Source organism: Synechococcus sp. TAK9802, assembly GCF_014279535.1.
GTDB lineage: Bacteria > Cyanobacteriota > Cyanobacteriia > PCC-6307 > Cyanobiaceae > Parasynechococcus.
The window spans coordinates 1,062,057-1,087,445 of sequence record NZ_CP047937.1 but is presented as its reverse complement, the minus strand read 5'-3'; the positions used below and the strand labels follow the sequence as shown (position 1 = coordinate 1,087,445).

General features: G+C 59.1%; 28 protein-coding genes and 1 tRNA gene. 9 read left to right on the top strand and 20 right to left on the bottom strand.

Annotation, left to right across the window (positions count from 1 at the left end; translation table 11 throughout):
• Window positions 1-2 precede the first annotated feature (2 nt).
• Window positions 3-653: a hypothetical protein gene (locus SynTAK9802_RS06310; protein WP_186497886.1), complete on the top strand. Its 651-nt coding sequence runs from the start codon at window positions 3-5 to the stop codon at window positions 651-653.
• Window position 654: 1 nt separating this feature from the next.
• On the opposite strand, the gene fmt is transcribed toward SynTAK9802_RS06310, so the two are convergent.
• From fmt to SynTAK9802_RS06255, 11 genes are all read right to left on the bottom strand, one after another.
• Window positions 655-1,671, bottom strand: coding sequence for a methionyl-tRNA formyltransferase (gene fmt, locus SynTAK9802_RS06305; RefSeq protein WP_186497885.1), 1,017 nt, complete (start codon window positions 1,669-1,671; stop codon window positions 655-657).
• A gap of 2 nt (window positions 1,672-1,673) precedes the next feature.
• Window positions 1,674-3,044, bottom strand: a complete 1,371-nt coding sequence (locus tag SynTAK9802_RS06300) for a TldD/PmbA family protein (RefSeq protein WP_186497884.1) — start codon at window positions 3,042-3,044, stop codon at window positions 1,674-1,676.
• Complete coding sequence (locus SynTAK9802_RS06295; protein ID WP_186497882.1) at window positions 3,044-4,453, bottom strand: TldD/PmbA family protein; 1,410 nt, start codon at window positions 4,451-4,453, stop codon at window positions 3,044-3,046. Before SynTAK9802_RS06295 ends, SynTAK9802_RS06300 begins: the two co-directional genes overlap by 1 nt.
• A 32-nt stretch (window positions 4,454-4,485) precedes the next feature.
• Complete coding sequence (acsF, locus tag SynTAK9802_RS06290; protein WP_186497880.1) at window positions 4,486-5,556, bottom strand: magnesium-protoporphyrin IX monomethyl ester (oxidative) cyclase; 1,071 nt, start codon at window positions 5,554-5,556, stop codon at window positions 4,486-4,488.
• 66 nt (window positions 5,557-5,622) lie between these two features.
• Entirely contained in the window at window positions 5,623-6,060 is a 438-nt protein-coding gene (locus SynTAK9802_RS06285; RefSeq protein WP_115162053.1) for a DUF2996 domain-containing protein, read from the bottom strand.
• 45 nt (window positions 6,061-6,105) lie between these two features.
• Window positions 6,106-6,591: a hypothetical protein gene (locus tag SynTAK9802_RS06280; protein ID WP_186497878.1), complete on the bottom strand. Its 486-nt coding sequence runs from the start codon at window positions 6,589-6,591 to the stop codon at window positions 6,106-6,108.
• On the bottom strand, window positions 6,588-7,196 hold the full coding sequence (locus tag SynTAK9802_RS06275; RefSeq protein WP_186497876.1) for a flavin prenyltransferase UbiX: 609 nt from the start codon (window positions 7,194-7,196) through the stop codon (window positions 6,588-6,590). The genes SynTAK9802_RS06280 and SynTAK9802_RS06275 overlap by 4 nt, the downstream gene beginning before the upstream one ends.
• Window positions 7,197-7,199: 3 nt before the next feature.
• Window positions 7,200-9,536, bottom strand: a complete 2,337-nt coding sequence (locus SynTAK9802_RS06270; protein WP_186497874.1) for an RNB domain-containing ribonuclease — start codon at window positions 9,534-9,536, stop codon at window positions 7,200-7,202.
• Between the two features lie 100 nt (window positions 9,537-9,636).
• The gene (locus tag SynTAK9802_RS06265; protein ID WP_186497872.1) at window positions 9,637-9,954 is read right to left on the bottom strand and encodes a TMEM165/GDT1 family protein; all 318 of its coding nucleotides are present in this window, start codon (window positions 9,952-9,954) and stop codon (window positions 9,637-9,639) included.
• Between the two features lie 2 nt (window positions 9,955-9,956).
• Window positions 9,957-10,289 (bottom strand): TMEM165/GDT1 family protein, encoded by a 333-nt coding sequence (locus tag SynTAK9802_RS06260; protein WP_115009029.1) that lies wholly within the window; start codon window positions 10,287-10,289, stop codon window positions 9,957-9,959.
• Window positions 10,279-10,653 carry a YkgJ family cysteine cluster protein gene (locus SynTAK9802_RS06255; protein ID WP_186497870.1) on the bottom strand — a complete coding sequence of 125 codons (375 nt, stop codon included), beginning with the start codon at window positions 10,651-10,653 and terminating at the stop codon, window positions 10,279-10,281. The genes SynTAK9802_RS06260 and SynTAK9802_RS06255 overlap by 11 nt, the downstream gene beginning before the upstream one ends.
• A 108-nt stretch (window positions 10,654-10,761) precedes the next feature.
• Between SynTAK9802_RS06255 and psb30 the strand changes: the two genes are divergently transcribed.
• Complete coding sequence (gene psb30, locus SynTAK9802_RS06250) at window positions 10,762-10,869, top strand: photosystem II reaction center protein Ycf12/Psb30 (RefSeq protein ID WP_025362280.1); 108 nt, start codon at window positions 10,762-10,764, stop codon at window positions 10,867-10,869.
• Window positions 10,870-10,879: 10 nt separating this feature from the next.
• Here psb30 and recJ read toward each other — a convergent pair whose 3' ends face one another.
• On the bottom strand, window positions 10,880-12,778 hold the full coding sequence (gene recJ / locus SynTAK9802_RS06245; protein WP_186497868.1) for a single-stranded-DNA-specific exonuclease RecJ: 1,899 nt from the start codon (window positions 12,776-12,778) through the stop codon (window positions 10,880-10,882).
• A 32-nt stretch (window positions 12,779-12,810) separates the two neighbouring features.
• Here recJ and SynTAK9802_RS06240 point away from each other — a divergent pair, with 32 nt between their 5' ends.
• The 3 genes from SynTAK9802_RS06240 to SynTAK9802_RS06230 are packed head-to-tail and all read left to right on the top strand — an operon-like array spanning window position 12,811 to window position 14,865.
• A complete protein-coding gene (locus tag SynTAK9802_RS06240; RefSeq protein ID WP_186497866.1) occupies window positions 12,811-13,590 on the top strand; it encodes an HAD-IA family hydrolase in 780 nt (259 codons plus the stop codon).
• Window positions 13,587-13,898, top strand: a complete 312-nt coding sequence (locus tag SynTAK9802_RS06235) for a DUF565 domain-containing protein (protein WP_186497864.1) — start codon at window positions 13,587-13,589, stop codon at window positions 13,896-13,898. Before SynTAK9802_RS06240 ends, SynTAK9802_RS06235 begins: the two co-directional genes overlap by 4 nt.
• Window positions 13,888-14,865, top strand: a complete 978-nt coding sequence (locus SynTAK9802_RS06230; protein WP_186497862.1) for a phosphoribulokinase — start codon at window positions 13,888-13,890, stop codon at window positions 14,863-14,865. The genes SynTAK9802_RS06235 and SynTAK9802_RS06230 overlap by 11 nt, the downstream gene beginning before the upstream one ends.
• Here the strand turns inward: SynTAK9802_RS06230 and rpmF are convergent.
• Window positions 14,829-15,005 carry a 50S ribosomal protein L32 gene (gene rpmF / locus SynTAK9802_RS06225; RefSeq protein WP_006851068.1) on the bottom strand — a complete coding sequence of 59 codons (177 nt, stop codon included), beginning with the start codon at window positions 15,003-15,005 and terminating at the stop codon, window positions 14,829-14,831. The two genes, SynTAK9802_RS06230 and rpmF, sit on opposite strands and share 37 nt — an antisense overlap.
• 87 nt (window positions 15,006-15,092) lie before the next feature.
• Between rpmF and ftsH the strand changes: the two genes are divergently transcribed.
• Both ftsH and SynTAK9802_RS06215 read left to right on the top strand, forming a co-directional pair.
• A complete protein-coding gene (gene ftsH, locus SynTAK9802_RS06220) occupies window positions 15,093-16,892 on the top strand; it encodes an ATP-dependent zinc metalloprotease FtsH (RefSeq protein ID WP_186497861.1) in 1,800 nt (599 codons plus the stop codon).
• Window positions 16,889-19,633 (top strand): UPF0182 family protein, encoded by a 2,745-nt coding sequence (locus SynTAK9802_RS06215; protein WP_186497860.1) that lies wholly within the window; start codon window positions 16,889-16,891, stop codon window positions 19,631-19,633. Before ftsH ends, SynTAK9802_RS06215 begins: the two co-directional genes overlap by 4 nt.
• A 43-nt stretch (window positions 19,634-19,676) precedes the next feature.
• Here the strand turns inward: SynTAK9802_RS06215 and SynTAK9802_RS06210 are convergent, their stop codons facing one another.
• Window positions 19,677-20,279, bottom strand: coding sequence for a peroxiredoxin (locus SynTAK9802_RS06210; RefSeq protein ID WP_114989138.1), 603 nt, complete (start codon window positions 20,277-20,279; stop codon window positions 19,677-19,679).
• A gap of 121 nt (window positions 20,280-20,400) precedes the next feature.
• Here SynTAK9802_RS06210 and SynTAK9802_RS06205 point away from each other — a divergent pair, with 121 nt between their 5' ends.
• Complete coding sequence (locus SynTAK9802_RS06205) at window positions 20,401-20,709, top strand: hypothetical protein (RefSeq protein ID WP_186497859.1); 309 nt, start codon at window positions 20,401-20,403, stop codon at window positions 20,707-20,709.
• Window positions 20,710-20,756: 47 nt separating this feature from the next.
• Window positions 20,757-20,830: transfer RNA gene (locus SynTAK9802_RS06200), tRNA-Met, on the top strand.
• A gap of 62 nt (window positions 20,831-20,892) precedes the next feature.
• Here SynTAK9802_RS06200 and SynTAK9802_RS06195 read toward each other — a convergent pair.
• The 6 genes from SynTAK9802_RS06195 to SynTAK9802_RS06170 all read right to left on the bottom strand — a co-directional run bounded on the left by SynTAK9802_RS06195 (window position 20,893) and on the right by SynTAK9802_RS06170 (window position 25,363).
• Window positions 20,893-21,942, bottom strand: coding sequence for a M23 family metallopeptidase (locus SynTAK9802_RS06195; RefSeq protein WP_186497858.1), 1,050 nt, complete (start codon window positions 21,940-21,942; stop codon window positions 20,893-20,895).
• 72 nt (window positions 21,943-22,014) lie between these two features.
• The gene (locus SynTAK9802_RS06190; RefSeq protein WP_186497857.1) at window positions 22,015-22,506 is read right to left on the bottom strand and encodes a tRNA (cytidine(34)-2'-O)-methyltransferase; all 492 of its coding nucleotides are present in this window, start codon (window positions 22,504-22,506) and stop codon (window positions 22,015-22,017) included.
• A complete protein-coding gene (cobU, locus tag SynTAK9802_RS06185; RefSeq protein WP_186497856.1) occupies window positions 22,503-23,087 on the bottom strand; it encodes a bifunctional adenosylcobinamide kinase/adenosylcobinamide-phosphate guanylyltransferase in 585 nt (194 codons plus the stop codon). The genes SynTAK9802_RS06190 and cobU overlap by 4 nt, the downstream gene beginning before the upstream one ends.
• A complete protein-coding gene (gene pxcA / locus SynTAK9802_RS06180; RefSeq protein WP_186497854.1) occupies window positions 23,074-24,222 on the bottom strand; it encodes a proton extrusion protein PcxA in 1,149 nt (382 codons plus the stop codon). Before pxcA ends, cobU begins: the two co-directional genes overlap by 14 nt.
• Before the next feature lie 13 nt (window positions 24,223-24,235).
• A complete protein-coding gene (psb32, locus tag SynTAK9802_RS06175) occupies window positions 24,236-24,907 on the bottom strand; it encodes a photosystem II repair protein Psb32 (protein WP_186497852.1) in 672 nt (223 codons plus the stop codon).
• A 33-nt stretch (window positions 24,908-24,940) separates the two neighbouring features.
• The gene (locus tag SynTAK9802_RS06170; protein WP_255487888.1) at window positions 24,941-25,363 is read right to left on the bottom strand and encodes a tellurite resistance TerB family protein; all 423 of its coding nucleotides are present in this window, start codon (window positions 25,361-25,363) and stop codon (window positions 24,941-24,943) included.
• Between the last annotated feature and the right edge of the window lie 26 nt (window positions 25,364-25,389).

Genomic DNA, 25,389 nt, shown 5'->3' with positions numbered 1-25,389 from the left:
TGATGAAACCGGACTGGCTCACTGGGCGACTCTGTGCTGGCCATGGCGTCGCCTCCGGAACAAGCAACGATTCACCGTATCCGGATGGCACGATTCAAATGCAATTTCCCGTGTTCCAGTCCTTAGGGCTGGACCTTTCGGACTGTTACTTCGGCACGATGAATCTCGACTTTGCCCCCCTCGAGGTTTCACTTTCAAATCCAGATCACCTGTTTGAAAAGGTGCGATGGACAGACCTCCACCCCCCCGAAACGTTCTCGTTCTGGAGTGTCCAGATCAAGACTCCCCAAAGTGAGGTTGTGAACGGCTGGATTTATTACCCCCACCCCGAGACAAAGTTGCGCCATTGGCAACCGCCGACAACGTTGGAATTGCTTGCACCGCGATTATGCGGAGTGGAAACAGGCGGCACCATTCATCTCTGTGATCAAGGCCAACGGATCAAACTCATCGATACGTTTCGCTTGCGCGCAAGGTTGCTGGAATTTCTCAAATTCAGAATTCTGGCCTCGCAGCAAACATTTTTTGAAGCTGACACCCTGTTGAAGCGCCAACAATGGCTCTCGACGATGTTCCCGGAAGCTCTTCAGCTCTCCGAGCAGGATCTCGATCGGGTTTGGTCTCAAGCGCGGATGTTGTACACGGAATCCTGAATCAACCTTCGCCCAATCGATCTCCGGGAGTGGCGTTGAGTTGCTGCAACAGAACGGGGGCTGTGCTGCGTGCTTTCCCTTCCAGCTGTGCCTCCCGGATCAGAAGGGGGCAGCCTGAACTGCTCACCACAAGCCCCAGATCTTCGATCACTGCAAGGATCGTCCCTGGGGGTTGCCCGCCGGTGGGCCATTGGCCCACGAGGTTACGTCCCTCAGGACTGAGTTGATCCTGCAGGCGCTCGATCAACGGCTCCGTACGCAACACCTTCAGGCGTTTGCCTTGCCACTGGGTGAACGCTCCGGGATGAAGCCCCATCACCTTGCGATGAATGCTGAGGGCAGGGGCAGACCAATCCAATTGGAAATCCTGCTTCTCCAGCATGCGGGCATAGGTCGACCCCTCGGCCTGAACCCGCACGTTGAGCCTTGCCAATCTCTCGTCTTCTGTACCCGGTCCTGCCGCTTCAATCAGTGGCATCGCCTGAACCATCAGCTCTGCAGTGAGAGCACTGAGCCGTTCGGCCAAGGCGATGGAAGGTTCCAGCAGTTGGATCGGGGTGCGTTGCTCGAGGAGAACCGGACCAGTATCGAGCCCTTCTTCCATGGCCATGATCCCCACACCCGTTTCCTGATCCCCTTCGAGCAGGGACCACTGGATGGGACCAGCACCACGCCAACGCGGAAGTAATGATCCGTGGCCGTTCCAGCAGCCCAGGGGAGGCTGCTTCAACACATCCTTGGGAAGGATCTGTCCGAAGGCCACGACCACAGAAGCATCAGCACCGAGTGCAGCGAGCTTGGCTTTGCAATCGTCATCCCGTCGGATCCGTTCAGGGGTGAACACAGGAAGACCGAGTTCTTCCGCCCTCGCCTTCACCGGTGATGGAACTAGCTGTTTGCCTCGACCCCGCCGACGATCCGGCTGCGTGACGACCCCAACGATGGTGTGGCCCGCATCATGCAGTGCATTAAGGGTTGGCACCGCATAGACCGGTGTCCCCCAGAACAGAATCTTCAACGTCAGGCTTCGCCGGTGATGGAGAGTCCATCCACCCAAACATGAGGGGAAACGCCTCGGTGGGTGATTTCAGAATCAGCTTCCAGATGAGCTATGCCGTTGAGAACAGAGCGGATGTCACCGGCAACCGTTGCTGCTTCAACGGAAACCCGTTCGCCGTTGTTCACCAACCATCCATCGAAGGGCAAGGAGAAAGATCCCTGGGTGGCTTTCACACCGGCGTGAAGCGCTGACAGATCCTCAATCAGCACGAAGGGGCCTGACTCGGTGCGGTGGTTGAGGCTGTTACCGCTGCTCACCTTCGGGTTGGAACCAACCACGAACCAGTCTGGACCCACCGAAACCTTGGCACCAAGTCCAGCGTGGCCGGTGGGTTGAACACCAAAGGCTCGGGCCGTGGCTTCCGAGTGAAGGAAATTCCGCAGGGTTCCGCCCTCAATCAAGGAGAGACGTCGGGTTGGTGTTCCCTCTCCATCGAAGGCTGCTGCACTGATGTGTCCGGGGTGGAGGCCGTCATCGTGGAGGTTGAAGAAGGGAACCGCCACATCGGATCCAATCGAATCCCGCTGGCTCAAGCTCACCCCATCGAGCACCGAACGCGCATTGAACATGCTGCTGAAGGCACCAAGCAGTGAGAGAAAGGCTTCGGGGGTGAAGCAAACCCGGTAGCTCCCGGTTTCGATCGGTCGATAATCCAGATGGCTGACGGTGCGATCAACGGCCTCGCTGATGCAGCCTTGAACATCCAGTTCGCTGCTGCCAAGACCCAAACGAACAGCTCCTCCACTGCGGGGCTTACGACCTGTTTCTTCCGCCCTCGCGTAGAGATACAGGCTGGCTTGGGTGCGCTCCATCTGGCGCAGTGCTCCCTCACTATTGAGATAGAGGCTCTGGGACAGGGATTCCGCCAGTCCGTTGTAGGGGACGGTCTGGATCGCAGGGTGACGACCCAACAGATCGGCTTCCGCATCCCGAAGGGTCTCCAGCAGGGGGAGGATTCCTTGGCGTGGTTGAAGCGGGCGATCGAGCTCGGGGAGTGGAGCTGTGGCCAGGGGGGAGAACTCAGGGATGTCCTCGGGATTGCCAAAACGGCTGGCCGTATGGGCTCCCACCAGGGCTTGTTCCAAGCCGCTATCGGAGAGGTCGGTGGTGCTGGTGATGCCTACCAGGCCATCGCTGTTCCAAACCCGGACGGTGATGGAGCTCCGCTGCGAAGCCTTGAGTTGTTTGGCTTCACCACGATCCACCTGAACGGAGCAATCGTCACTGCAGGCGGCACCAAGATCCCAACGACGAATGCCTTCACGCGAGGCGAGGGTCTGAAGGCGATCCCTGAGATCCGTGGCGTTAAGGCTGTTGTTGCTGCTCATCATCAACGGCCCCCCACCGTGATCGAATCAACTTTGATGTGGGGTTGGCCCACGGTGACGAACACACTTCCACTCACGGACCCGCAGAACCCGGCAGCCAGTTCTAGATCGTTGGCGCACATCGAAATGCGTGGCATCACCTCCTTGGCATCACCGATCAACGTCGCCCCTTTCACCGGTTTGGTGAGTTTGCCGTTCTCAATCAGATACCCCTCTTCAACGGAGAAATTGAACTGACCTGTCGGGCCGACGCTTCCTCCACCCATGGCCTTGCAGTACAGGCCTTGATCGACAGATTCAATCAACTGCTCAGGGGTATGCGGACCGGCGTCGATGAAGGTGTTTCGCATCCGGCTCGCAGCTGCAAAGGCATGGCTCTGACGCCGGCCGCTTCCGGTGCGCTTGTGGCCCGTGCGCAGTTCACCGGCCCGGTCACTGATGAAGCGTTGGAGCACCCCGTCTTTGATCAGCACGGTGCGCTCAGGTTCCATTCCTTCGTCATCCATTGAGATGGAACCGAAGGATCCACCACTCAGCCCTTCATCGATGGCGGTGACTGCAGGGTGAGCGATCAGTTCACCAACCCGGTCAGCAAAAGGCGTGGTGCCCCGTTCAATCTGGGTTGTTTCGAGCAGGTGGCCGCAGGCCTCGTGGAAAATCACGCCACCAAACCGGTTGGCGAGAACAGCCGGCATCTGTCCGGCATCCACGTAGTCGGCCCGCAACATCGTTCCAGCGCTATTGCACACTTCAGCTGCACTGGCTTCGGCATTCCAGTCCCGAAGATCGTCCGGACGATCTGAACTGCCATAGCGGCGGCCAATGCTGGATCGGTGATCGCCGTCAGCGGCAAGAACGGATAGACCTGTCGACTGATGTAGGCGGATGTCGCGGGCAAAAGTTCCATCGGAAGCAGCCACGAGCACTTCCTGCCAGTCGCGGGCGTAACTGCCGCGGCGCACCTGCAGGTGCTGACCAAGACGATTGAGATGGTCTGTGCCTTTGAGCAGGCACTGGCTGGCCTGATCCAGGGAGGGGCAGCGTTCCAGCCAGTCGGCTTTGTTCAAGCCGTGGTCGGTCAGCTTCTTCAACCCTTCAAAAGCTGAAGGGGACGTGAGCTGTTGCGCTTCGAGACCGAGCATGGCGAGGGCCTGATCGAGGGCGCGCTGGAGGCCGGCTTCGCTGAGATCGTTGGTGCTGACGAAGCCATCACGGCCGTCACGGAACACCCTGAGGCCAGCTCCACGGGCGAACGACGGATTCACACTGGTGATCCGATCCTGTTCGGCAAGCAAACCGATGTGGTCGGTGCGCTCAAGAAACACCTCCACCAGGTCGGCTCCTGCGGAGCTGCCACGGTGCAGCAAGGACTCCAAGAGTCCTTGCCACTGATTCGAAAAGGCGTTGGTCAAGAAATCTCCTCGATTGGGCCGGGGGAGTCCCCTCAGCGCACAGCTGGCTGGAAACGATCGCTGTCGATCGCTGGCATCAGGAACAGCTTGGCCATCTCGGCACCGTTTCCGATCCAGAAGGGCAGCTTGCGAAGCACTTTCAGAGGAGCGATGGCCTCGCTGGCATCAGCCTTTTCCAATGCGGCGTTGTTGGCCACCAGCCGTTCGAGGCGTGTCCAGAACTTGTCGTTGTTCACATCAAGAACAACGGGGAAAACGCGCGCAGACGTTTCGTTGGTCTTCTCGATCACCATCTTGTCGTAGGTGCGAGCATCCAATCCGAGAGCCTCGTAGAACTCTTTGCGGGCCACGTCGCGCACGTACATGGTGGCGAACACCGCAAGCAGGAAGAAGCGGCACCAGAGTTTGGCGATGGGGCCACGAACCGTGTCCGGTTGGGCCTTCATCAGGGCATCAAAGAAATCACCATGTCGGTTTTCGTCCTGACACCAGTTCTCAAAGAAGTTGAAGATCGGGAAGATCTTGCTGTCGGGGTTCCTTTCGAGGTGGCGGTAAATGGCGATGTAACGCCAGTAGCCGATCTTTTCAGACAGGTAGGTGGCGTAGAAGATGAATTTCGGCTTGAAGAACGTGTAGTCCTTGTTCGCGGTCAGGAAGCCGAGATCCAGCTGCATGCCGAAATCACTCATCGACTTGTTGAGGAAGCCGGCGTGGCGAGCTTCATCCCGAGCCATATGAGCAAAGCACTCGGCCAGAAGAGGGTTCTTCGCCTTAATGCGGCGGCTCAGTTCCTTGTAGAGCAGGAATCCTGAAAATTCCGATGTGCAGCTCTGCTCAAGGAATTCGATAAACACCTTGCGGGTTTCAGGATCCAGCTTGTCCGCAGCACCCTCGAACTCCTCGTTACGAACGAAGTGGTGGCGGTTGTAATCCTTCCTGAATTCTTCACAGATGGCTTCAAGTTCAGCCTCATTGGGCTGAAGGTCCATTGCCGCCATCGCTTCGAAATCGGTGGTGTAGAAGCGAGGGGTCAGGATTGTGTCCTTGACAGGATCCTTGATGGCTACAGCGCTGGCTTCGGCCACGGCGGTGGGAGGGACCATCAGTTGCGGTTCACGATCCTGCCAATGTAGGCGTGTCAGCCCAACCCCCGAGGCCAATGCGGGCGGTTAGTTACCTCCCAGCCACTTTTGGCCGTTGAGCCGTTGCAAGAGACGGGAAACGAGAAGGGCCAAAGACATCCGCTTCTCATCGATCAGAAAGCTCTCCAGCAGCGTTGGCTCGCTGCCGGCATCAGCCAGGGCAATCACTTTGGCGCTGTTGATGTCGGCCTTGGAGAAGCAGACCCAGAAGCGGCGCCCCCCTGGAAGCTCACCAACCACCATTGGACATTCACCACCGACAACGGGACGCTGCCCATCCACGCGCTCGAGCCGATCAGCGGTGATGTCATGTTCGGCCAACTGCTTGGCGACGGCCGGCAAAAACAGTGTGTCGATGAATTCAGGGAAGGGCTTGTCCTCCGGCTTGGGCGGCTTCGCTTTCGGCGCCGCTTTGGCAGGGGCCTCTTGACCTGAAGACTGCTTCTCGACTGGGGTTTCGCTCACCGATCCAGCATTGCTGGAGCAACTGTAAGCAGCTTGGTGCGTTGCTTACCAGTTCGCCTCCGGATCATCTCCCCAATCACTCAACTCCTGAGAAGGAGAGCCCACTGCTGAAGTGCCTGATGAAGCGTCTGACTGCGGGGGGACTGACGAAGGGCGTTGAATCACGCGGTAGGCCACAGACACCGTTGGAGCCGGTTCTCTCACATCTCGTTCGGGGCCTGGGTTTGTGCTGGATCTGGGTGTCGGTTCGTAGTCGGTGTAGCCCCTCTCCTCAAACTCCGGTTGAACAGGGGATCGCCTCTGGCGACTCAGAGGACGCTCTACTGGTGAGACCAAAACCGCTGCGACAGCGGCTCCGGCCGCACCACCAACGCCAGCCAGCGCTGTCCACGCACCAACGGGGAGCGGAGGTGTTGTCCAAACCAGCAGACGGATCCGGGTCTTGTCTCCGACATTGGTGGCCGAAAGAACCAGCAACGCCAGCAGTGGCGCCAGGCAGGGAATCAGCAGCAACCGCTGAAACATGCTCATTCCAGGGGGCCCTGCCAGCGCTTCAGGGGTGCAAGGTCCTCCTCCAGGCCGTCGAACAGGCGCACCACCAGAAATTCCACCATCTCCTCCAAGGAATCGGGCCGGGTATACCAGGCCGGAATGGGAGCGGCAATGGTGGCTCCAGCTTCAGCGAGGCCGGTGAGGTTGCGGAGGTGAATCAGGTTGAAAGGCATCTCCCGGGGCGCAATCACCAGGGGCCGACGCTCCTTGAGATGCACATCCGCACAACGTTCGATCAGATCTGCGGCGATACCGGCATGGATACGCCCGACGGTTCCCATGCTGCAGGGAACGATGACCATCGCCCGGGTTCTGTAGCTGCCACTGGCAATGCAGGCAGCCTGATCATTCCAGCGATGACAGGTGAGCTCGCCACTCTCCACCGACAGCCTCTCTCGCCAGAACGCACGTTGTTTCAGGGGATCAACAGGGATCGTCAGGCCCTGTTCCGCACGAAACACCTCATGGGCACCATGGCTGAGCACAAGATGCACCGAGCGCCCGCGTTGCAGCAGCAGCTGTAGGGCACGCTCGGCCAGGGGTTGAGCGGATGCACCGGTGACTGCCAGAACGTAGGGATGCATCACTCAGCGCTCACTGAGGGCAACGGGCAGCGGCTCTGAGGATTCAAGCGCTGAGGATTCAGGTTCCGTGGAGCCACTGGAACCCTGGCTGATGACCTCAAGGTCGATCTGGTTGCGCAGAACATCCACATTGATCACGCGCACCTGTACGGCATCGCCGAGTTGATAGGTCTGACGGTTCTTCCGCCCGACCAAGCGATTCTGGCGTGATCTGTATTCGTACCAATCATCGTTGAGGGAGCTCACATGCACCAGCCCTTCAACGCGACTTTCACCAACTTCCACGAAAAAGCCGTAGCTCTGCACACCACTGATGCGCCCTTCCACCTGTTCGCCGATCAGGGGTTGGGCTGAACGGGCCTGGATCATCGAAAGCAGATCCTTTTCCAGTTCCAACACCTGACGCCGTCGCGTGTTGAGCCGCTGCACGGTGCGCTCGTTCACCAATCCGTTCAACTTCTCGTCCTGGGATGCGGTGAACAGGGGCCACGTGAGATCAGCACCGGCACCCTTGAGGCCAAGCTTCAGACGGGTCTTGTGACGGACGGTTGGACGATCCTTGGCATCGGTCAGCAGCGCAACGATCACCTGTTGATTCACCAGGTGGACGTAGTGCTGGGTGGCACAGGTCCATGGGGTCAGTGAGCTGTTCCGGCTTGACGCAGCAGCTTCGTCCCCATCGGAATCTGCTGCCGCAGGGGGTACCTCTGTGGATGCCACAAGGTTGAGAGGTGGCAGGGCGTGACTGAGTTGTTGTTCCAGCACCCGGCGCTGACCGCTGTCTTTGAACACCTGAACGAGCTCCGAAGCTGATGGACAGCCGTCGTCATCCAGTTCAAGGGGAAGATCCAGGGCAATGGCTGTCTTTGCCACATCGGTGAGCACGCTGCCATCGGGTTCATCCGCTTCAACGGTGATGCCCGGCAGTTGGAGCTCGAGTCGTTGTGCGGTCCACGCACGGTCGGCGGCCCTCAACAGAGGCTGAAGGAACGCATGGGGGTCGACCGGGTTGAACGCATCAACCCAGCGATGCCGCAACCCGGAGGGATCTGCGCTGCAGAGGTCACCAAGGGCCTCCAGTTGTGGAGGGCAGAGATCGAGCTGCACAACCCCGTTGGCACGCTCCTGCTCCAGCAACAGCGTGCTGCAGAAGCGCAGGGTCTCCAGCTGACCGAGTTGGTCTTTGATCGGCTTGAGGGCGGTCGGGACGCTGCGCGCCTTGGGTTTGCGTTCCGCCAGGGCGACCAACTGTTCGGCGCTCACCTCGGCGACGGGGCGCACCGTGCTGAGCATGAACTCCCAGTCGCTCAACTCACCGTTGGCAGAGACGTCGAGCCGAACGCTGATGGCATCAGCCTCGGACCCGGCCGAGAAGTTGGTGGCCTTGTGGAGGGCCGGAGTGAGAAGAGGTTGCCAGACTTCACCGAGGCAAAGGGCTTCACCGCGGTCGCGCAGGCAGGCATCGAGGCTGTTGCCAAGACCGATCCGCTCGCCCACGCTGGGCGCATGGACCCAGAGGCGACAACCGCCGTCCCTGGCTTCAACGTGCACGGCAGGTAACCCCGGTGCATCGTCCTGACTCCATCCTTTGAGCAGCAGCGACGGTTGTGCGGTGAGATCGACCCGTCCTTTGGACGCAGGGGTTTTGCCAGAGCTCCTGGGTGCCGTTGGACGGTCCTGGAGCCCAACCTTGGTCAGCAGCAGGTCCCGGTCGGCTGCTGGTCCGCCATTGAGCGGGAGAGATCGCACAATGTGGCCGGCCGCAGGATGCTGAGCCACGGGATAGCGATCGATGCGCACCTCAACAACGCTGGAGACCTCATCACCGGGCAGATGCTTGGAATCCTCTGCTGGCAGCTCAATGCCGGCAAGCACTCTGTCGTCCAAGGGGGAGGCGAGCAGCTGGTCGCTCTGCTGCTCCACCTGAGCCAGGAGAGATTGCGTAGCCCGTTCCAGGATGCATTGCACACCTCCTTCAGGAGAGCGGCGGCGTCCGCCCTCCCGCGTCACCCGCACCAGCACACGATCGCCATTCCAGGCGTGGTTCAGCTGATGGTCACGGATGTAGATGTCCTCGCCGCCGTCATCGCGAATGGCGAAGCAGAAGCCTTTGCTGCTGCAACGCAGGCGAGCATCAATCAGATCACTCTCCTGGGGCCGTGTGAGACCACCCTCACTGGTCTTTTCGATCACACCGATTTTCATCAGTGATGAAACGGCAAGCTCAAGCGCCGCTTTGTCCGTCTTGTTGCTGAGCTTGAGGATCTTGGCCAGTTGGTCGGGCTCAGAGGAGTGCTCCGTTGAGAGCTGATCCAGCAAATCGGCAACTGTAAATTTCATCGTGGCGTGCGCAGAAACCGACCATCAGGGCCGGGAGAGAGGGAAGGGGTGGTCGACGCTCTTCAGCAGGCCGTGCAGAGCCAGCCCTTCAAAAATCACTTTAGGACTCAGAAGTTTGATCCCCGTCCGAGTTGGCTTCACCATCACGGACGAGAGGAACCAGCAAGCGGCCACCGATCACGAGGAAACCAACGGAAGCCAGCAGTTGAAGCAGGTCGCTGGGAATCACGATTGCAACGGAACCACCGGCGAAGGCCCCCAGCAAACTGGCCAGAACCAACGCCGATGATGAGCCGAGAAACACGGCCAGGGGGCGATTGGACGTGCCACTGATGGCAACGGTGGCGAGTTGGGTCTTGTCACCGAGTTCGGCCAGGAACACGGTCAAGAACGTGGAGATCAGAAGGGGAAAATCCATCGTCAGCTCGCTGCATTGAGCCAAAGGGAGCTGGCGGCCTGAAGACCGAGCCAGATGCCGAGCGCCACCATCAGCACCCCAGCCATCAGTTCAAGACGCTCAGGCGGAAGGGTTTTGGCCAACCATTGACCGACGAGAACGCCCACAAGGCTTGATGAAATCAATGCCAGCGCGGCACCGATGAACACCAGAACAGGAGAGCCGGACTGGGCCGAGAGCAACAGCGTTGCCAACTGGGTTTTGTCGCCCAGTTCAGCCACAAACACTGTGGTGAAGGTGCTGAACAGCACGGCAGCAAAGCTGCGCGACTCAGGGCTTGTTTGCTCACTCGTCAACAGAACCTCCCGCGGTCTGAGCGCGCTTGAACCTACGCATCACGCCACTGCGGCCGCCATAGGTGCTGCGGATCTGTTGTTGGCAACAGGTGATGGCGAAGGCATCGAACTGATCATCGGGAACGTCAAAAAGACGGCCCAGACCACTGACACGACAGAAATCAGGTCGCTCCTCATAAATCCTGCAGCGCTGACTGCCCGTGTCGTAGTGGATGCACCAGCCATCAGGGCCAACCATGGCCAGATAGGTGCGTTGTTGCTCTTCGTTCAAAGCCGCCAGGGCATCTGCCCGTTCCTCCGGAGCGAGTCGGCAACAGGCTCCACAGTGTTTGATGCAGGTCCATTGCGGCGTCTCTCGGCTCATGATTGAAGCTGTGACAAGCCATCACAGAGATCAGAACCAATCCGTCGCTCTTGGGACAGAGCCCCGTAGCCTGGGAGGCGTAACGATTTTGGACAGCGCTGCATCGCCATGGGCTTTGACATTCACCTGATCGCCAACTTTGCCGCCCTGGCGATGATCACCATTGCCGGTCCCGCTGTCATCTTCATCCTCTTCTACCGCCGCGGCGCACTCTGATCGCCTCGTTTCAAGGACGTAGCCCCAATCCCAGGCAGGCTTCCTCGATCAACTGAATCACCCGCTGATCCCTCGCCAGATCGTTGTCGCTGGTGAGGGATTGTTCTTGTCGAATGCTCGCCTGAAGCGTCTCACCCTCGCCATTGGTGAGCTTCAGACATGAGGTTTCCGTTAACTGGGCGGTGTACTGCCGTGTGCCGCGGTCGATCAACACCAACGCCGTATGGGCACGGATCGCCTTGAGCTCCAGCTGCAGACGCTGTTCACCCTGCCAACGGTTGATCGCAATGCTGTAAGCCACGTCACAGCATGCGGGAACAGGCGCCGCTGGATCCCATCGCCAGGCGATGGCGCGACGCTCACTGTCACCCTGGCGCAGCGTTAGGGCCAGATGTCCTCCTTTGAGGTCGCGCCGATCCTCAACGCTCACCCCCCTAGACCAGAACAGGGGTTTGGGATGACCGATGCCGAAGGGGGCCAGGGATTGCAGGTGGCGCCACAGATCCCAGTTCACATCCTTCAGGTGCAGAAGAGCGTCAGGTTGCACGGGACGCCCCTGGGCCTGGGTCATCAACCAGCCATCGGCTTCGGCGCAGAGGCGCTCATGCAGGGCATGCACGAATTCCGCTTTAACGGTGAACCCCCCGGCAGCGGGATGGCCTCCAAAGCGGGTCAGTAGATCACTGCAATTGGAGAGGGCACGATCCACCGCGAAACCGATGGGTCCACGTACCGAAGCCCGCAGACTTCCATCTCCATCTCCGGCCAGAAGAGCGGTGGGGCGGTGATAACGCTCCATCAGCCGCGCAGCAACAATGCCAATCACCCCGTGGTGCCAGTGGCTTTGCGCCAACAGCAGGAATGAGGGGAGAGCGTCACTGGACTCCGATTCCACCAGCGCCACGGCCTCCGCTTCAATCGCGTCGCAGAGATCCCGTCGCTGGCGGTTGTAATCATCACAACGGCGTGCGAGGGCCATGGCTGAATCGGGATCGTCAGCCGTGAGCAGATCCACCACAAGCCTCGGTTCCCCAAGGCGGCCCACTGCATTGATGCGCGGTGCAAGCTGAAAACCGATGTCTTCTGCCGTCAGCGGACGTTCCCCGAGACCCGCCAGGCGCTGAAGCGCTTGCACACCCTTGCACTCGGAGCGATGCAGATGGTTCAGCCCCTCCAGCAACCAACTGCGGTTGGCCCCCACCAGAGGAGCCATATCGGCCACCGTGCCGATGCAAAACAGATCCCGGGCCACGCGGATGGCTTCTGGTTTGTTCAGAACATCGGCAACGGCATGGGCCAGCACATAGGCCAGCCCCACACCGGCGAGTCCGCGGTAAGGCGAGCCCTCCGGGGTGGTGGCCGGATGAATGAGCGCAGTCATGGGCGGCCGTTGCGCCGGGATCGTGTGGTGATCGGTCACGATCACCTGCATCGACAAACTTGCGGCCAGTTCGAGGGCTTCCCTCGCGGCAACACCGTTATCAACGGTGACCAGCAATCGCACGCCATCGTCGTAGAGCCGCTGCACCATGGCGGGATTGAGGCCATATCCCTCCTCCATCCGCGAGGGGATAGCGGGTTCCGGCTCAGCACCCAACGGGGCCAACGCCCGCAGTAACAACGCAGTGCTGGTCATCCCATCGGCGTCGTAATCACCACAGATGGCGACGCGTTCACGGGAACGGCAGGCCTTTACCAAGCGTGTACAGGCCTGCTCGAGATCGGGGAAATGATCACGTGTGGGCGGTAGATCACCAGGGGAGAGAAAGCTCTCGGCCTCGGATGTGGAGCTGAATCCCCTGCGCCGCAGCACACAACGCAGCGACAGCGGTAGATCAAGCCCTTGCAATGGCGATGGTTCCACCACGGCTGGAAGGGACCAGGACCAATGCAGCGGAACAGCCGGCAAGGGAACGCAACAGGCGGTGATGTCCCAGCATTGTGCCGTTGCTGCTCCTCAAGGTGAACAGGCTTTCAGCGGTCTTCTGGGATGTGGATGGCACCTTGGCCGACACGGAAATGGACGGTCATCGACCGGCCTTCAACATGGCCTTCCAGGAACTGGATCTCCCCTTTGTTTGGGATGAAGAGCTCTACAACAGGCTGCTGGCGATTCCTGGTGGGCTGCGCAGGGTGAAACTCCACGCTGAAACATGTGGGGTGCATCTCAGCCAGAACCAACTGGACCAGGTGCGTGATCGCAAACGCGTCCATTACCTGGAACGGGTCCGCCAAGGACATGTGCATCTCCGTCCCGGAGTGAAGAGGCTCTTGCAGGAGTTGAATAGGGCCGGCGTGCAGCAGTGGATCGTCACCTCCAGCGGATCGGCCTCGGTGATGGCTCTGCTGGAACAGATCCAGAAGCAAATCCCCAGCTTCGATGGGGTGGTGACATCGGATGACGTTGCTTCGGGAAAGCCAGCACCGGACGGCTACCGACTCGCTCTCGAACGCAGTGGGGCCAACAGTGCTGCCAGCCTTGCCATCGAAGACTCTGCGGCAGGTCTTTCGGCGGCAAGAGCCGCAGGTCTGCGTTGTCTGCTGACCCCTTCCCCCTGGGATGCCGATGCTCTGCGTGAATCCGGAGGCGAGGCTGCTGCGGTGTTGAATCACCTGGGGGACCCTGGACAGCCAGCATCCGTGCTTTTCGGTGCCTCTTGCCAGGAGGGGGCAGTAACGCTGAAGTATCTGGAGTCCCTGCTGTCGGTGCCGGATCGATGAGCTCAATCCAGCGCACACGTCTGGCGGGGCTTCAGAACGCGTGGGGCGCTGGGATACGGCGGTCCTGGTCTGGCCCCTGGTGGCGTCGCAGCGCTTCGTTGCTGCTGCTGCTGTTCGGATTTTTCATCGGCAGCAACCTTCCCGTCTACATCCTGGATGCCGTTGAACTCAGGACCTACACAGCGTTCTATGCCCTCATCGCCTGTGAATTGATGGTTCTTGGGCGCCGTCGTCTTGCCTGGCTGGACAACCTCCGGCTTGGATTCGTTTACGCCGTTGTTCTGGAGGCGTTCAAAGTTGGATCCTGAGGGCCAACGCGTCATCCCCAGCAAGGATCAGCAGCAGTTGCTGCAGCATCTCGAGTTGGGCGACCTTCCGAGTTGGTCTGCACTGCAGCGCAACTCTGGGTGGCATCGGGTCGCCATCGATCACTGGCATCCTCAGGCGACACCGGATTGGCTCTGGTCTGTTGGTCTGCCGCTTCTGAACCTGGGCCAGCAATGGCAGGGACAACGCCGACTGCTCGGATTCAGTGCTTTGCCAGGTTGCGGGAAAACCACCCTGGGGCAGTGGATTGAAGCTGCCGCACGGGCACTTCACCTCTCGATCCAGGTGGTTTCGCTCGATGACTTTTATTTCGAGGCCGAACGGCTTGATGCGGCGATGCAGGGCAACCCCTGGGGTGTGCCGCGTGCGCTTCCTGGCAGCCATGACCTGGAGCTCCTGCAGGAGTGTCTTCAGACATGGCGACAGGGTGAGAACGTTCTGATGCCCTGCTTCGACAAAGCCAAACGCCATGGCCGAGGAGATCGAAGCGGTTGGCGCCGTTGCGATGCCGACCTGCTGATTTTTGAGGGTTGGTTTGTGGGCTGCAGCCCAAATGGCGACGCAACTGCGGATGAGCCCCATCTCGAGAGCCCCCTAACGGCGCAGGAGTTGGAGTGGCGCCTGAAGCTGCAACCCGTGCTCGCCCACTACGAACCCACCTGGAGGTGTTTCGATCAACTCTGGCAACTGCGAGCAACCGACTTCAACGCGCCTTGGCGATGGAAGCGCCAACAGGAAGCCTCCCTTGAAGCGGAACGCGGTGCGTCTCTGTCGAATGCCGACTTGGATCGTTTCATCCGCATGATTCTCTGCTCGCTGCCATCGAGCAGTTTTCACACCATGCGAGCGGATGTTGTTGTGGAGGTGGATCCGGATAGAACTCTCCGGAGGATCCACCTCCCGAGTTCGACTCAGGATTCGCCGTCTTCGGACTCACTCACCGGATAAACAAAACCCTGGGCGCGGCCACTCAGCACAGACTTGCCGATGGACATGGCGCGCTGGGCGGCAACGGCTGCCTTGGCCTTCCAGGTGGCGCTGCGCTGGTTGCGCTTGGCCTTGGATGTTTTCTTCTTCGGGACGGCCATTGCGCCTGGTGAATTTCCAAACCGAGATTGTCTCGTTTGGAACCCCCTTGCGTCAAATCGCTAGGCTCCGTGCAGCGCAATGAAGACGTGGCACCAGGTTCGGACGACTCCAGTGGTTCCGCGGCCCCTCAGAAGGCTCAACCTTCTTCGATTCAGGGTTTTTGGACGAAGCAGGACACGGTGAGTTACTCCACCCTGCTGAGAGAGATCGATGCGAAAGAGATTAAACAGTTGGATCTTGTGCCCGGTCGTCGGGAGGTAAGAGTCCAATACAACGATGGCCGACGGGTCACCGTTCCTGTTTTCGCCAACGACAACCAAATCCTTCGGGCCGCTGAAAGCTCCGGCACGCCCCTGACGGTTGTTGACATCCGCCGCGAACAAGCAGGACGCGAACTGGCGGGAACCCTGATGTTGGTTCTGCTGGTGGTGGTCGGCCTGTCGTTTCTGTTGAAGCGTTCAGCTCAAATGGCGAACAGAGCTCTTGGGTTTGGGCGCAGTCAGCCTCGGTTGAAACCCCAGGAAGACCTACAGCTTCGTTTTGAGGATGTTGCCGGCATCAACGATGCGCGGCTGGAACTTGAGGAGGTGGTCACCTTTCTCAAGCAACCCGAGGCCTTCATCCGTCTGGGCGCCAAGATTCCGCGGGGAGTGCTGCTGGTCGGCCCCCCTGGAACAGGGAAAACGCTTCTTGCCAAGGCGATTGCAGGCGAGGCGGGCGTGCCGTTCTTCTCCATCGCGGCCTCTGAGTTTGTTGAGCTGTTCGTTGGTGTTGGTGCGAGCAGGGTTCGCGATTTGTTCCGCCAAGCCAAGGAAAAGTCCCCCTGCATCGTTTTCATTGACGAAATCGATGCTGTGGGTCGCCAGCGGGGTGCTGGTATCGGTGGCGGCAACGATGAACGGGAGCAGACCCTCAACCAACTCCTGACGGAGATGGACGGCTTTGAGGAGAACTCCGGCGTGATTCTGCTGGCGGCCACAAACCGTGCCGACGTGCTCGACGCCGCACTGTTGCGTCCAGGACGCTTTGACCGGCGCATAGATGTGGGCCTTCCCGATCGCCGAGGCCGCGAGGCAATTCTCGCCGTTCATGCGAGAACTCGCCCCCTCGACGACGCGATCTCGCTGTCGGATTGGGCGAGCCGCACGCCGGGTTTTTCCGGGGCTGACCTCGCCAATCTGCTCAACGAAGCGGCCATCCTCACGGCCCGCCAGAACATGCTCCGAATCGGCCAGTTCCAGCTGGAGGGGGCCTTGGAGCGGATCACCATGGGGCTGAGCAATCGTCCCTTGCAGGACAGCGCCAAAAAACGGCTCATCGCCTATCACGAGGTGGGTCATGCCCTGGTGGCCAGTCTTCTTCCAGCGGCCAACGCGGTGGACAAGGTCACGATTCTTCCCCGGGGAGGGGCCGGTGGTTACACCCGCTTCATGCCTGACGAGGAGGTGCTTGATTCCGGGTTGATCACCCGCTCCTCCTGCCTCGCTGATCTGGTGGTGGCCCTGGGGGGACGAGCAGCTGAGCAAGTGGTTTTCGGGTCGCTCGAGATCACCCAGGGAGCCAGTGGAGATCTCCAGATGGTGGCGCAACTCGCACGGGAGATGGTGACCCGCTTTGGCTTTTCCAGCCTCGGACCGATGGCCCTCGAGGGTCCGGGTACGGAGGTTTTTCTGGGGCGCGATTGGTTCAACCAACGGCCGGGATACGCCGAATCCACTGGCCAGGCCATTGACGCTCAAATCCGCCAGCTCGCCAAGAGTGCCCTGGCGCAGGCCATCGCCCTCCTGGAGCCCCGCCGTGAGTTGATGGATCAACTGGTGGACGTTTTGATTGCCGAGGAAACGATCAACGGTGATCGATTCAGAGACATCGCTGGCCTCCCATGAGACGCCTCCTCCTTCTGCTACCGCTGGTTGTTGTTGCAGCCCGGATGCAGATCGAGTGGCTCTGGTTCGATCAGTTCGCCTGGAGCGACGTTCTCCTCAAGCGCTGGCTTCTGCAGCTTCTCTTCGCGGGTGTGGCGATGCTGCCGCTGCTGACAGCCCAGGCCTGGTCAAGGCAATTCAGGCAACACAGCTCGAGTTCATCCAAGGCGATCAGCCTGACCGGATGGTCCTTTGGATTCACGCTGTTGATCAGTGGTGGTGCTGTGCTGATCAGTGCCTTGCTCACGCTGGATCTGTTGGCGTTGGCCATCCACGATCCGTTTCAGCTGGGGGAATGGCAGCCTGATGCGGGTCTCCAGCACCGCATCAGCTCAGCTGCAGGACTCGTTCAGGCAGGGGCGATAGGGCTTGCGATGGCCTGGCCGCGGTTGAGGCTGTGGCTGGCACGGATCGTGGCGGGTTCGCTGGTGGCTGTCGTCAGCCGGGCGTGGGGCATCTGGTCGCTGGCGCTATGGATTCCCGATGAATCAACGAGAGACCCCTTGCTGGGAGCGGATCTCAGCTTCGGCTTGGGGCGTTTTGCCGGATTGCATCTGGCCCTGGACCTGCTGCTATTGGCTGCCGCGTTCACCCTCGCCTTTGAGCTCTGGCGGGTGCTGGCGAGCTCAAAATCGATTTCTGACTGGGCCAGTCCAGTCTTCTGTTCGCGACAGATCCAACTGGTCAGGTTGCTTTCGGCGCTTCTCCTGTTCGGAGCGGCGGGGCAGGTGTGGTTATCGAGGCATCAGCTGCTGTGGACCCAACACGGCCTTGTGGCAGGGGCGGGCTGGCTCCAGGCCCACATGACCCTTCCGTTGCGCGGCTTCGCAACACTGCTGCTGGTGCTGATCGCATGTGCACTGCTTGTCCCGTGCCGGCGACGCCTCCGTCAGGGCCTTGCACTGGTCTTGGTGTCTCTTGTGGTGTTGGAAACAGTGGCAACTCCGTTAACGCGCTGGCTGGTGGTGCGGCCAAGGGAATTTGCACTGCAAGAGCGCTATCTGAACAACGCCATTGAGGCCACGCAATGGGGCTTCCAGTTGGATCAGATCAAGAGTCAGGTCGTCGACCCGACAAGGTTCAGCGCCGCTGATCGCGAGCAAGGTGTTAGCACGCTCGAAAATGTGCGTCTCTGGGACAGCAGCCCTCTGCTGGAAGCCAACCGGCAACTCCAGCAATTGAGGGTGTATTACCGGTTTTCCAATGCAGCTGTTGATCGCTACCCGCTGAATGAAAAAAGCGATTCATCGCAGCAAGTGATCCTCTCGGCCCGCGAATTGGATCAATCCGCGTTACCGCGTCAATCCAAAACCTGGCAGAACCGTCACTTCATCTTCACCCACGGCTATGGATTCACCGTCAGTCCGGTGAATGACAGAAGCAGTGATGGCCTTCCCTCATATTTCATTAAAGGTCTTGGCCCAGAAACAGTCATTGAGGGAAATCCTGAACTGGGTATCGAACGTACGGAGGTGCAGAAGGCAATCCCCGTTGGTGATGCAGCGATCTATTACGGGATGCTTCCTTCGCCCTATGCCATCGCTCCAACGCAGATTGAAGAATTCGACTACCCCGAAGGCGACATCAATATGATGACGCATTATCAGGGTTCTGGCGGAGTACCGATTGGATCCTGGCTTCAGCGATTCGCAGCAGCTGTTTATCTGCGTGACCCTCGATTGCTGATCACCACAACGATCAATGCTGATTCCAAACTTTTGATCCGGCGTGATGTGCGCAGTCGGGTTAAGGCCATCGCTCCCTTCATTGATTTTCGTGGTGAGCCCTACCTGATCTCCATTCCAAACCCTGAGCAAGACAGCTCCAACACCACCAAGGCAACTTCAGAACAACGCAGCCAACATCAGTATTGGGTTGTCGAGGGTTACACCCACAGTTCAACCCTGCCCTACAGCGCAGCGGTATCAGCAGATGATCCCGATCGCTATTTAAGAAACTCAGTGAAGGCTATCGTTGATGCTTATAACGGCAGCATTCGGTTTTTCATCTCGGAGCCTGAGGATCCAATCGTGATGGCCTGGGCTCAGGCTTTTCCAGGCTTGATGGAGCCGATGGAGGCAATGCCAAAGCCTTTTCTTGATCACCGCAGAGTTCCTGAGGACTTCTTCAATGCCCAGGTCAACCAATTGAAGCGATACCACGTTTCGAATCCCAGAATTTTCTACAACGGTGATGATGTTTGGCAGGTGCCAAGCGAGATCTACGGCGGCCGTAAAGTTGATGTTGCTCCGTATCACATCACGGCTCAGCTTCAAAGCAACGACAACTCTGAATTTCTGCTGCTCCAACCCCTGACCCCTTTATCAAGGCCAAATCTCACGGCGTGGTTAGTGGCTCGGAATGATGGCGATCACTACGGTGAACTGAAACTGATCGACTTTCCCAAAGACAAATACATTCCCGGGCCGGAACAGGTTCAAGCTCTGATCCATCAGGATCCAGATGTGAGCGAGCAGTTCGGTCTATGGGATCAGGAAGATCTGGAACTCCTGCAGGGAAATCTTCTTGTGCTTCCCGTGGGCTCCGGACTTCTCTATGTGGAACCGGTGTATCTGCGCACCAAGAAGGTGGGGCTGCCTTCTCTGGCCAGGATTGTTGTGAGTGACGGCCGATTGGTTGCCATGGACCGCGACCTCAATCTTGCTTTGGATCAACTCATGAAAAAAGCCCCACCCGTTTGACGGGAAGGGCAAAACGAAATGACGAATCGGGTTGATCGAACGATCAGCCGATGGCGGAGAAGTACTCCTTGGAACCCTTGGGGTCAGGCTTCATGGTCTTTTCGCCAGGAGTCCAGTTGGCAGGGCAAACCTCGTCGGGGTTCGACTGCACGTACTGGAAGGCCTGCAGAACGCGCAGGGTTTCATCAACGTTCCGTCCCACAGGCAGGTTGTTGATGGTGGCGTGCATGATCACACCGTCAGGGTCGATGATGAACAGACCACGCAGGGCAACACCCTCAGCCTCGTCGAGAACGTTGTAGGCCGTGGAGATTTCCTTCTTCAGGTCAGCAACGAGGGGATAGTTGATATCGCCCAGGCCACCCTGATTGCGAGGGGTCTGGATCCAGGCCAGGTGGCTGAACTGGCTGTCCACGGAAACGCCGAGAACCTCGGTGTTCTTGCTGGAGAAATCGGCGTAGCGGTCGCTGAAGGCCGTGATCTCAGTAGGACAAACGAAGGTGAAATCCAACGGGTAGAAGAACAGCACCACGTACTTGCCCCGGTACTGGGACAGGGTGACTTCCTTGAACTCCTGGTCCACCACAGCGGTGGCTGTGAAATCAGGGGCCTGCTGGCCCACACGCAAGCAACCGGTGTCGGTCATGTTCGGGAGGTGAATGAGTGAGCTGAAGGCCGCAAACGACTTAACACGTAGTCGATTCGACTTCCAGTTTCAGGATTGAACCTATCACGACCCTAGCCATCCGTCGCCATAAACTCAGGCAATGACTGACCAACTCACGAGCTGGGATCCTGCGCTCCTGCGCAAGTTCAGTTCCACCGGACATTTCCGTCTGCTGAACCAGCTGAAGGGCGATCTGCGCAAGAAACCCCTGGATCGAGACCAGCGCACTGGCCAGCTGAAGACTCTGGGCGGGAATCGCGGCGCAACCCGACGTTCAACGGCAACGCGGAGCATCGAGCCTGCCCCAGCTCCAGCTCCAACACCTGTTGTTGAGACGGCAACCCCACTCACCAAGGACGATCAACCGAAATCCTTCCGCGATCGCCTCAATGCCATCGACATGCGCTGAGCCAGAACCCCTGAGATGTATGATGGGCACTGGCCTGAAGGGCCTGCGTCAGAGTAGCTCAGCTGGTTAGAGCACAGGATTCATAACCCTGAGGTCGGGAGTTCAAGTCTCCCCTCTGACATTCATTGATTCATGCTGTTGGTCAGTTTGTTGGAACCCTCGTTGGGTTCGGGCATGCCTGATTCAAGCCTTGCGTGCCGGTAGTTTGTTCAGGGGATTGAGAGCAGCGCCACCGGCCCGACGGATTTCAAAGTGAAGGTGAGGTCCGGTGCTACGTCCGGTGCTTCCCATCAGTGAAATGCGAGACCCACGGGGAACAATCTGCCCTTTTTTGACCAAAAGACGGCTGTTGTGCGCATAACGCGTGAATTCACCATCACTGTGGGCGATTTCAACCAGATAGCCGTAGGCACCTCTCCAGCCGGAAAATGAAACGATCCCATCACGGGCCGCAACAACAGGCGTGCCAGTGTTGTTGGCGATATCAATGCCTTTGTGCATACGTCCCCAGCGCCACCCATAACCGGAGGTAAAAACCCCCTTGGTGGGCCACTGGTAACCAACAATCGGCGGCTTCAGGCTGTCGGGCTGATCGGCTGAAGACGACAGGGGGCGATCAGGCCATGCAGCGCTTCCACTTTTGAGGGGGCGTACAGCCAGGAGTGACTGACCCGAAGTGGCTTCAGCGATCTGCAATTCCTGGCCAATCGTCAAAGCACTGAGCTGAAGGCCTGGATTCCAGCTCAACAGCTGCTGTTGCGTCACGCCGTGGCGCTTGAGGAATGACGCCAGAGAGTCTCCTGTCTTGATTTTGGCGGTTGCGCGAAGCGGAGGTGGGGCAACCAACGGAAGCGTCTGACGTTCACTGGAGCGGTTGAGTGACGACAACGTCACGGCAACAACCCGTGCAGAGTCCGGCAGGGAAAGCCAACTCTCTTTTTCAAAAACGTGGGAGCTTGGCACGTTGTTCAACGAGGCCAGCTCCGCACGATTGAGCTTCAACAGCTGGGCATAACGGCGCAGGGACGTGGCACGAACAACTTGGAACCAGACCTGACTGCTGGAATCGACTTTGCTGACAACAGCAACGGGATTGTTCGGGGAGAGAGCTGGGAGAGGGGGCAGCTCGGCAAGATCAAAAGTGGCGTTATCGGCAATCCCGGGCAGAGAACTCCAAAGACCCAGGGACAGAACAGGGGTTACAGCAGCTGCCAGAGCAAGCGTTGCGCGCATGAAACCACTGAGACGCGCTGAAGGTAACGAGCCGAACATCCCGGCGCAAGGGGGTTTGGAGCAGTGGTGGGATCACCACAACCGCAACTGTTGACCAGCCACGTAGGTCACCAGGGCGCACGCCACGGAAAGATTGAGGCTGCGAACACCTCCCTGGCCTGCGTCATCAGCAGCTCCAGGCATGGGGATCGTGAGGATGCTGTCGCAGGCTTCGCGAACCGGTTCCGGTAACCCCGTATCTTCCCGGCCGAAGAGAAGAACATCTCCCCGTTGAAACGTGAACGAGGAGAGCGATGAACCACCACGACGACTGCAGCCGATCAACCTCTGCTCAGGACGAAGCTCAGCTTGAAACTCGGCAAAGTTCGAAGCGATGGAAAGCTGAACGTGGGGCCAGTAATCAAGTCCGGCACGACGAACGCTCCGATCATCCACCTTGAAGCCGAGGGGTTCAATCAGGGTCAATGGCACCCTGAATGCCGCAGAGGTACGGGCGACGTTACCGGTGTTCGGAGGGATCTGAGGTTCGAACAGGGCAATCCGCAGGGGGGCGATCTCACTCATGGCACCACCTGGCCAAGGGCATGAAGATCAAGTGCACGACCCTGGAGAATGAGCCAGGCTGCGTCAGCAACGGGGTCAAGTGCCTGCGCGAGGGTTCCGAGACGATCACGGAACAAGCCTCCGATGCGTGTTGGGGGAACTACGCCCCAGCCTGTCTCTTCGATCACCAGAACAAACGTGCAGTGCGATGCCCTGATCGAGGCGATCAGCTGTTCACAGAGCTGATCCCACTCCTGTGCAGTGAGGTCGAGGTGGTGGGCAACAAAGCCACCGAGGGCATCAATCAGAACAGATTGCCCAGGAGCCAGGCCGTTGATCACGCTCACCAGCTCTGCACCACATTCAGAAACGCTCCAATGGTCGGGCCGACGCTGCCGGTGGGCCTCCAAACGCTTTTGCCAATCACGGTCATCCGGCCGGGCGGCCGCCGTGGCGATGTAGGTGACAACAGGGTGATGTTTCAACAGGTGCTCAGCCCAGCGGCTCTTGCCACTGCGGGTTGGCCCACTCACCAGGATCAGCCGGCTGGTCTGGCCGGGAACGGGGGGCTCCACTGTGGGGGAGGGGTCAACCACTGCCATTCATTCCCTTCAGCGTCGCGACGGAAGACGGAGACACACGGTTGAGGTACCTGAAAATCCAATACTTGAAGATCGTCGCCAACACCACCGGGAATGTCGCGATGAAGAGGTTGACGAAACTTTGGCTGGAGGGAAGCCCGAAATGCTCGGCAATCCCTTCGAGCAAGACCTGCCAACCTTCCGGGCTGTGGTATCCGACGAAGATGTCGGTGAACAGGATGATGGCGAAGGCCTTGGCGGAATCACTCAGCCCGTAAACCGCCTCATCAACAAATCCACGCAGAACACGCAGTTCATCGCGGCTCAGAAAACACACCACGGCGAAAGCGATCAGGCCCGCCAGATCCGCAAACACATTCTTGATCGCCTTAAGACTTTCCTCATCGGCATCGTGCTTGAGGTCAGTCGCCTTTTCGGTGAGCTTGTCGCGCAACGCACCATCATCAAGGGGCTGCACGCCCTTGAGGAAGGCATCGAATTCCAGTTCTTGCTTGTAGAGCCGAAGTTTTTCAGCCGCCTTCTCTTCCAGCTGAGGCTTCGGGTAGCTCAGGAAAGGGAGTTCGGGGGAAAACTGATTCACTGCAGGCGAGATCAGATAGGTGCCAGCAATCTGCTGAACAAGCAAGGGAACCAGAACGAGAAGAAGCAGAACCCTCAGGGAAATCAGCGTGCTGTCCCGCCGGCGTCGATACCCCGCCACGACGCTGTCTTCCGTTGAGGGATCCAACTGGAGGCGAATGCTGTCGAAGACACCCAGAAGCGATCGGGGGAGGGCATCCGGTGAGCGGCTGATCGAGGGCGAACTGCTGGATCGTCGCGATCCATAGCGGCTCACGACGGATTCAATCAGTTGCAGTTGACGCAACTCCTGGGAATCCAGTTGGCCCCGTTGTTTCGAGAGAGTTGCTGCTGTATTGCGGCAGATGGCCAGCGCGGTTTTGAAGCGGCGAAGAATCGTGGCCTGAACAGAGCGCGGCACGGAGAGCTTCAGCTCCGGCCGAATCTGCCGGTCGCCGTAGTACTCCAACTCCAGGCTTTGGATGAGCAGAGCCGCCTCGTAGCCACGCTCAAGATCACTGGAGAGCTCGATCGCTTGGCTGTTGCTGAAAAGGCTGATCCAGTTACGGCGGCTCATCGCAGTCGGGTCATCAGCGCGAGAACACCCACCAGGTGGCCATCGGAATGATGGTTCCAAGCACCAACAGGATGATCACCCACTTGGTGGCATCGCTTTCAGCGGTTTCCGCCTTGGTGGGAATGTTGGTGGGCAGGGTGACCCGTTCGATCTCCTTCGGAGGGCCGGGATCCTCGCCACCCGAGAGAACGGTTGAAAGTCGGGTGAGTCCATCAACGGATGCCTGGCGATAACGATCCCCCTCCCGCAGGGGCACAGTCATCGTTGTACGGGCGGTGCTCTTCAGCAGGCTGGGAGGAAGCTGTGCCTCGAGCTCCTGATTGGCCACCACTGCGGAACGCTTGTTCGAGGCTTCGATCAACATCAGCAGCAAGGGATTGCCGCTGGGTGAGCTCCACGTCTCGAGGAGTTCCTCACCGAAGCTGTTCAAGGTGATGCCGTAATCCAAACGCCGAAGCGTGATCAGGCGGGCATCGACCCGTTGATCTTCAAAGCTGCGTAATTTCGCTTCCAATTCACCACGGCTGGCGCGGCTGAACACATCGGCATCGTCGATCACCAACGCATCCGGCAGGCTTTCACCCAGGGCAGCAGGTGAGATCGCCAGACTGGATGGGGCCCAGAGAAGAAGACAGACCCCGAAACTGAGCAGGCTGGCCAACAGGCGTCGGGCGGAACGGGGCATCCCTTCAAGCATCATGACTGCCTCAGTCTGCCGTTAGCTGTCCAGCATGTCGCGGTTCAACGCTGCAATTGCCTCAACAACCATGCGGGCTTCGTTGTCGGGCAGAGTCATCTGACGGGTGAGCTGGTCGAGGAGATCGGTTTCCTCCGCTGTGATCTTGCGGTCGGCATGCACCAGATGCGCTGCCACAGCCAGGGCGGACTGCTGCTGAATTCGATTGAGCTGAGGCAAAGCGGAGGTGATCAAGCCCTGAACGCCCTGCTCTCGCAACAGCAACAGCAGGCGGTCAAACAATTCACCCATGGCCGCCTCAGAGCTGTCGCTGTATAGGGATCGGTTCTCCAGCTGACGGCGCAGGGCATGGGCCTCATCCAGCCCCAACCTTCCATCACAGGCAACAGCGGCAAGGGCAACAGCAGCAAAAGCCTCGGGAGTCGTCATGGCAGAGACGCACATGTCCGTATTTGAGCAGGATGATTGCG

Excerpts from the sequence above, each read along its gene's own strand:
- rpmF (WP_006851068.1), bottom strand. The coding sequence starts at position 15,005 with ATGGCCGTCCCGAAGAAGAAAACATCCAAGGCCAAGCGCAACCAGCGC.
- acsF (WP_186497880.1), bottom strand. The coding sequence starts at position 5,556 with ATGGTCCCTCCCACCGCCGTGGCCGAAGCCAGCGCTGTAGCCATCAAG.
- SynTAK9802_RS06195 (WP_186497858.1), bottom strand. The coding sequence starts at position 21,942 with ATGCGCGCAACGCTTGCTCTGGCAGCTGCTGTAACCCCTGTTCTGTCC.
- SynTAK9802_RS06275 (WP_186497876.1), bottom strand. The coding sequence starts at position 7,196 with ATGCATCCCTACGTTCTGGCAGTCACCGGTGCATCCGCTCAACCCCTG.
- SynTAK9802_RS06170 (WP_255487888.1), bottom strand. The coding sequence starts at position 25,363 with ATGTGCGTCTCTGCCATGACGACTCCCGAGGCTTTTGCTGCTGTTGCC.
- SynTAK9802_RS06205 (WP_186497859.1), top strand. The coding sequence starts at position 20,401 with ATGACTGACCAACTCACGAGCTGGGATCCTGCGCTCCTGCGCAAGTTC.
- cobU (WP_186497856.1), bottom strand. The coding sequence starts at position 23,087 with ATGGCAGTGGTTGACCCCTCCCCCACAGTGGAGCCCCCCGTTCCCGGC.
- SynTAK9802_RS06300 (WP_186497884.1), bottom strand. The coding sequence starts at position 3,044 with ATGATGAGCAGCAACAACAGCCTTAACGCCACGGATCTCAGGGATCGC.
- SynTAK9802_RS06210 (WP_114989138.1), bottom strand. The coding sequence starts at position 20,279 with ATGACCGACACCGGTTGCTTGCGTGTGGGCCAGCAGGCCCCTGATTTC.
- pxcA (WP_186497854.1), bottom strand. The coding sequence starts at position 24,222 with ATGAGCCGCCGTAACTGGATCAGCCTTTTCAGCAACAGCCAAGCGATC.
- SynTAK9802_RS06310 (WP_186497886.1), top strand. The coding sequence starts at position 3 with ATGAAACCGGACTGGCTCACTGGGCGACTCTGTGCTGGCCATGGCGTC.
- SynTAK9802_RS06235 (WP_186497864.1), top strand. The coding sequence starts at position 13,587 with ATGAGCTCAATCCAGCGCACACGTCTGGCGGGGCTTCAGAACGCGTGG.
- SynTAK9802_RS06255 (WP_186497870.1), bottom strand. The coding sequence starts at position 10,653 with ATGAGCCGAGAGACGCCGCAATGGACCTGCATCAAACACTGTGGAGCC.
- SynTAK9802_RS06265 (WP_186497872.1), bottom strand. The coding sequence starts at position 9,954 with ATGGATTTTCCCCTTCTGATCTCCACGTTCTTGACCGTGTTCCTGGCC.
- SynTAK9802_RS06215 (WP_186497860.1), top strand. The coding sequence starts at position 16,889 with ATGAGACGCCTCCTCCTTCTGCTACCGCTGGTTGTTGTTGCAGCCCGG.
- SynTAK9802_RS06270 (WP_186497874.1), bottom strand. The coding sequence starts at position 9,536 with ATGAAATTTACAGTTGCCGATTTGCTGGATCAGCTCTCAACGGAGCAC.
- SynTAK9802_RS06280 (WP_186497878.1), bottom strand. The coding sequence starts at position 6,591 with ATGAGCATGTTTCAGCGGTTGCTGCTGATTCCCTGCCTGGCGCCACTG.
- psb32 (WP_186497852.1), bottom strand. The coding sequence starts at position 24,907 with ATGCCCCGTTCCGCCCGACGCCTGTTGGCCAGCCTGCTCAGTTTCGGG.
- SynTAK9802_RS06190 (WP_186497857.1), bottom strand. The coding sequence starts at position 22,506 with ATGAGTGAGATCGCCCCCCTGCGGATTGCCCTGTTCGAACCTCAGATC.
- psb30 (WP_025362280.1), top strand. The coding sequence starts at position 10,762 with ATGGGCTTTGACATTCACCTGATCGCCAACTTTGCCGCCCTGGCGATG.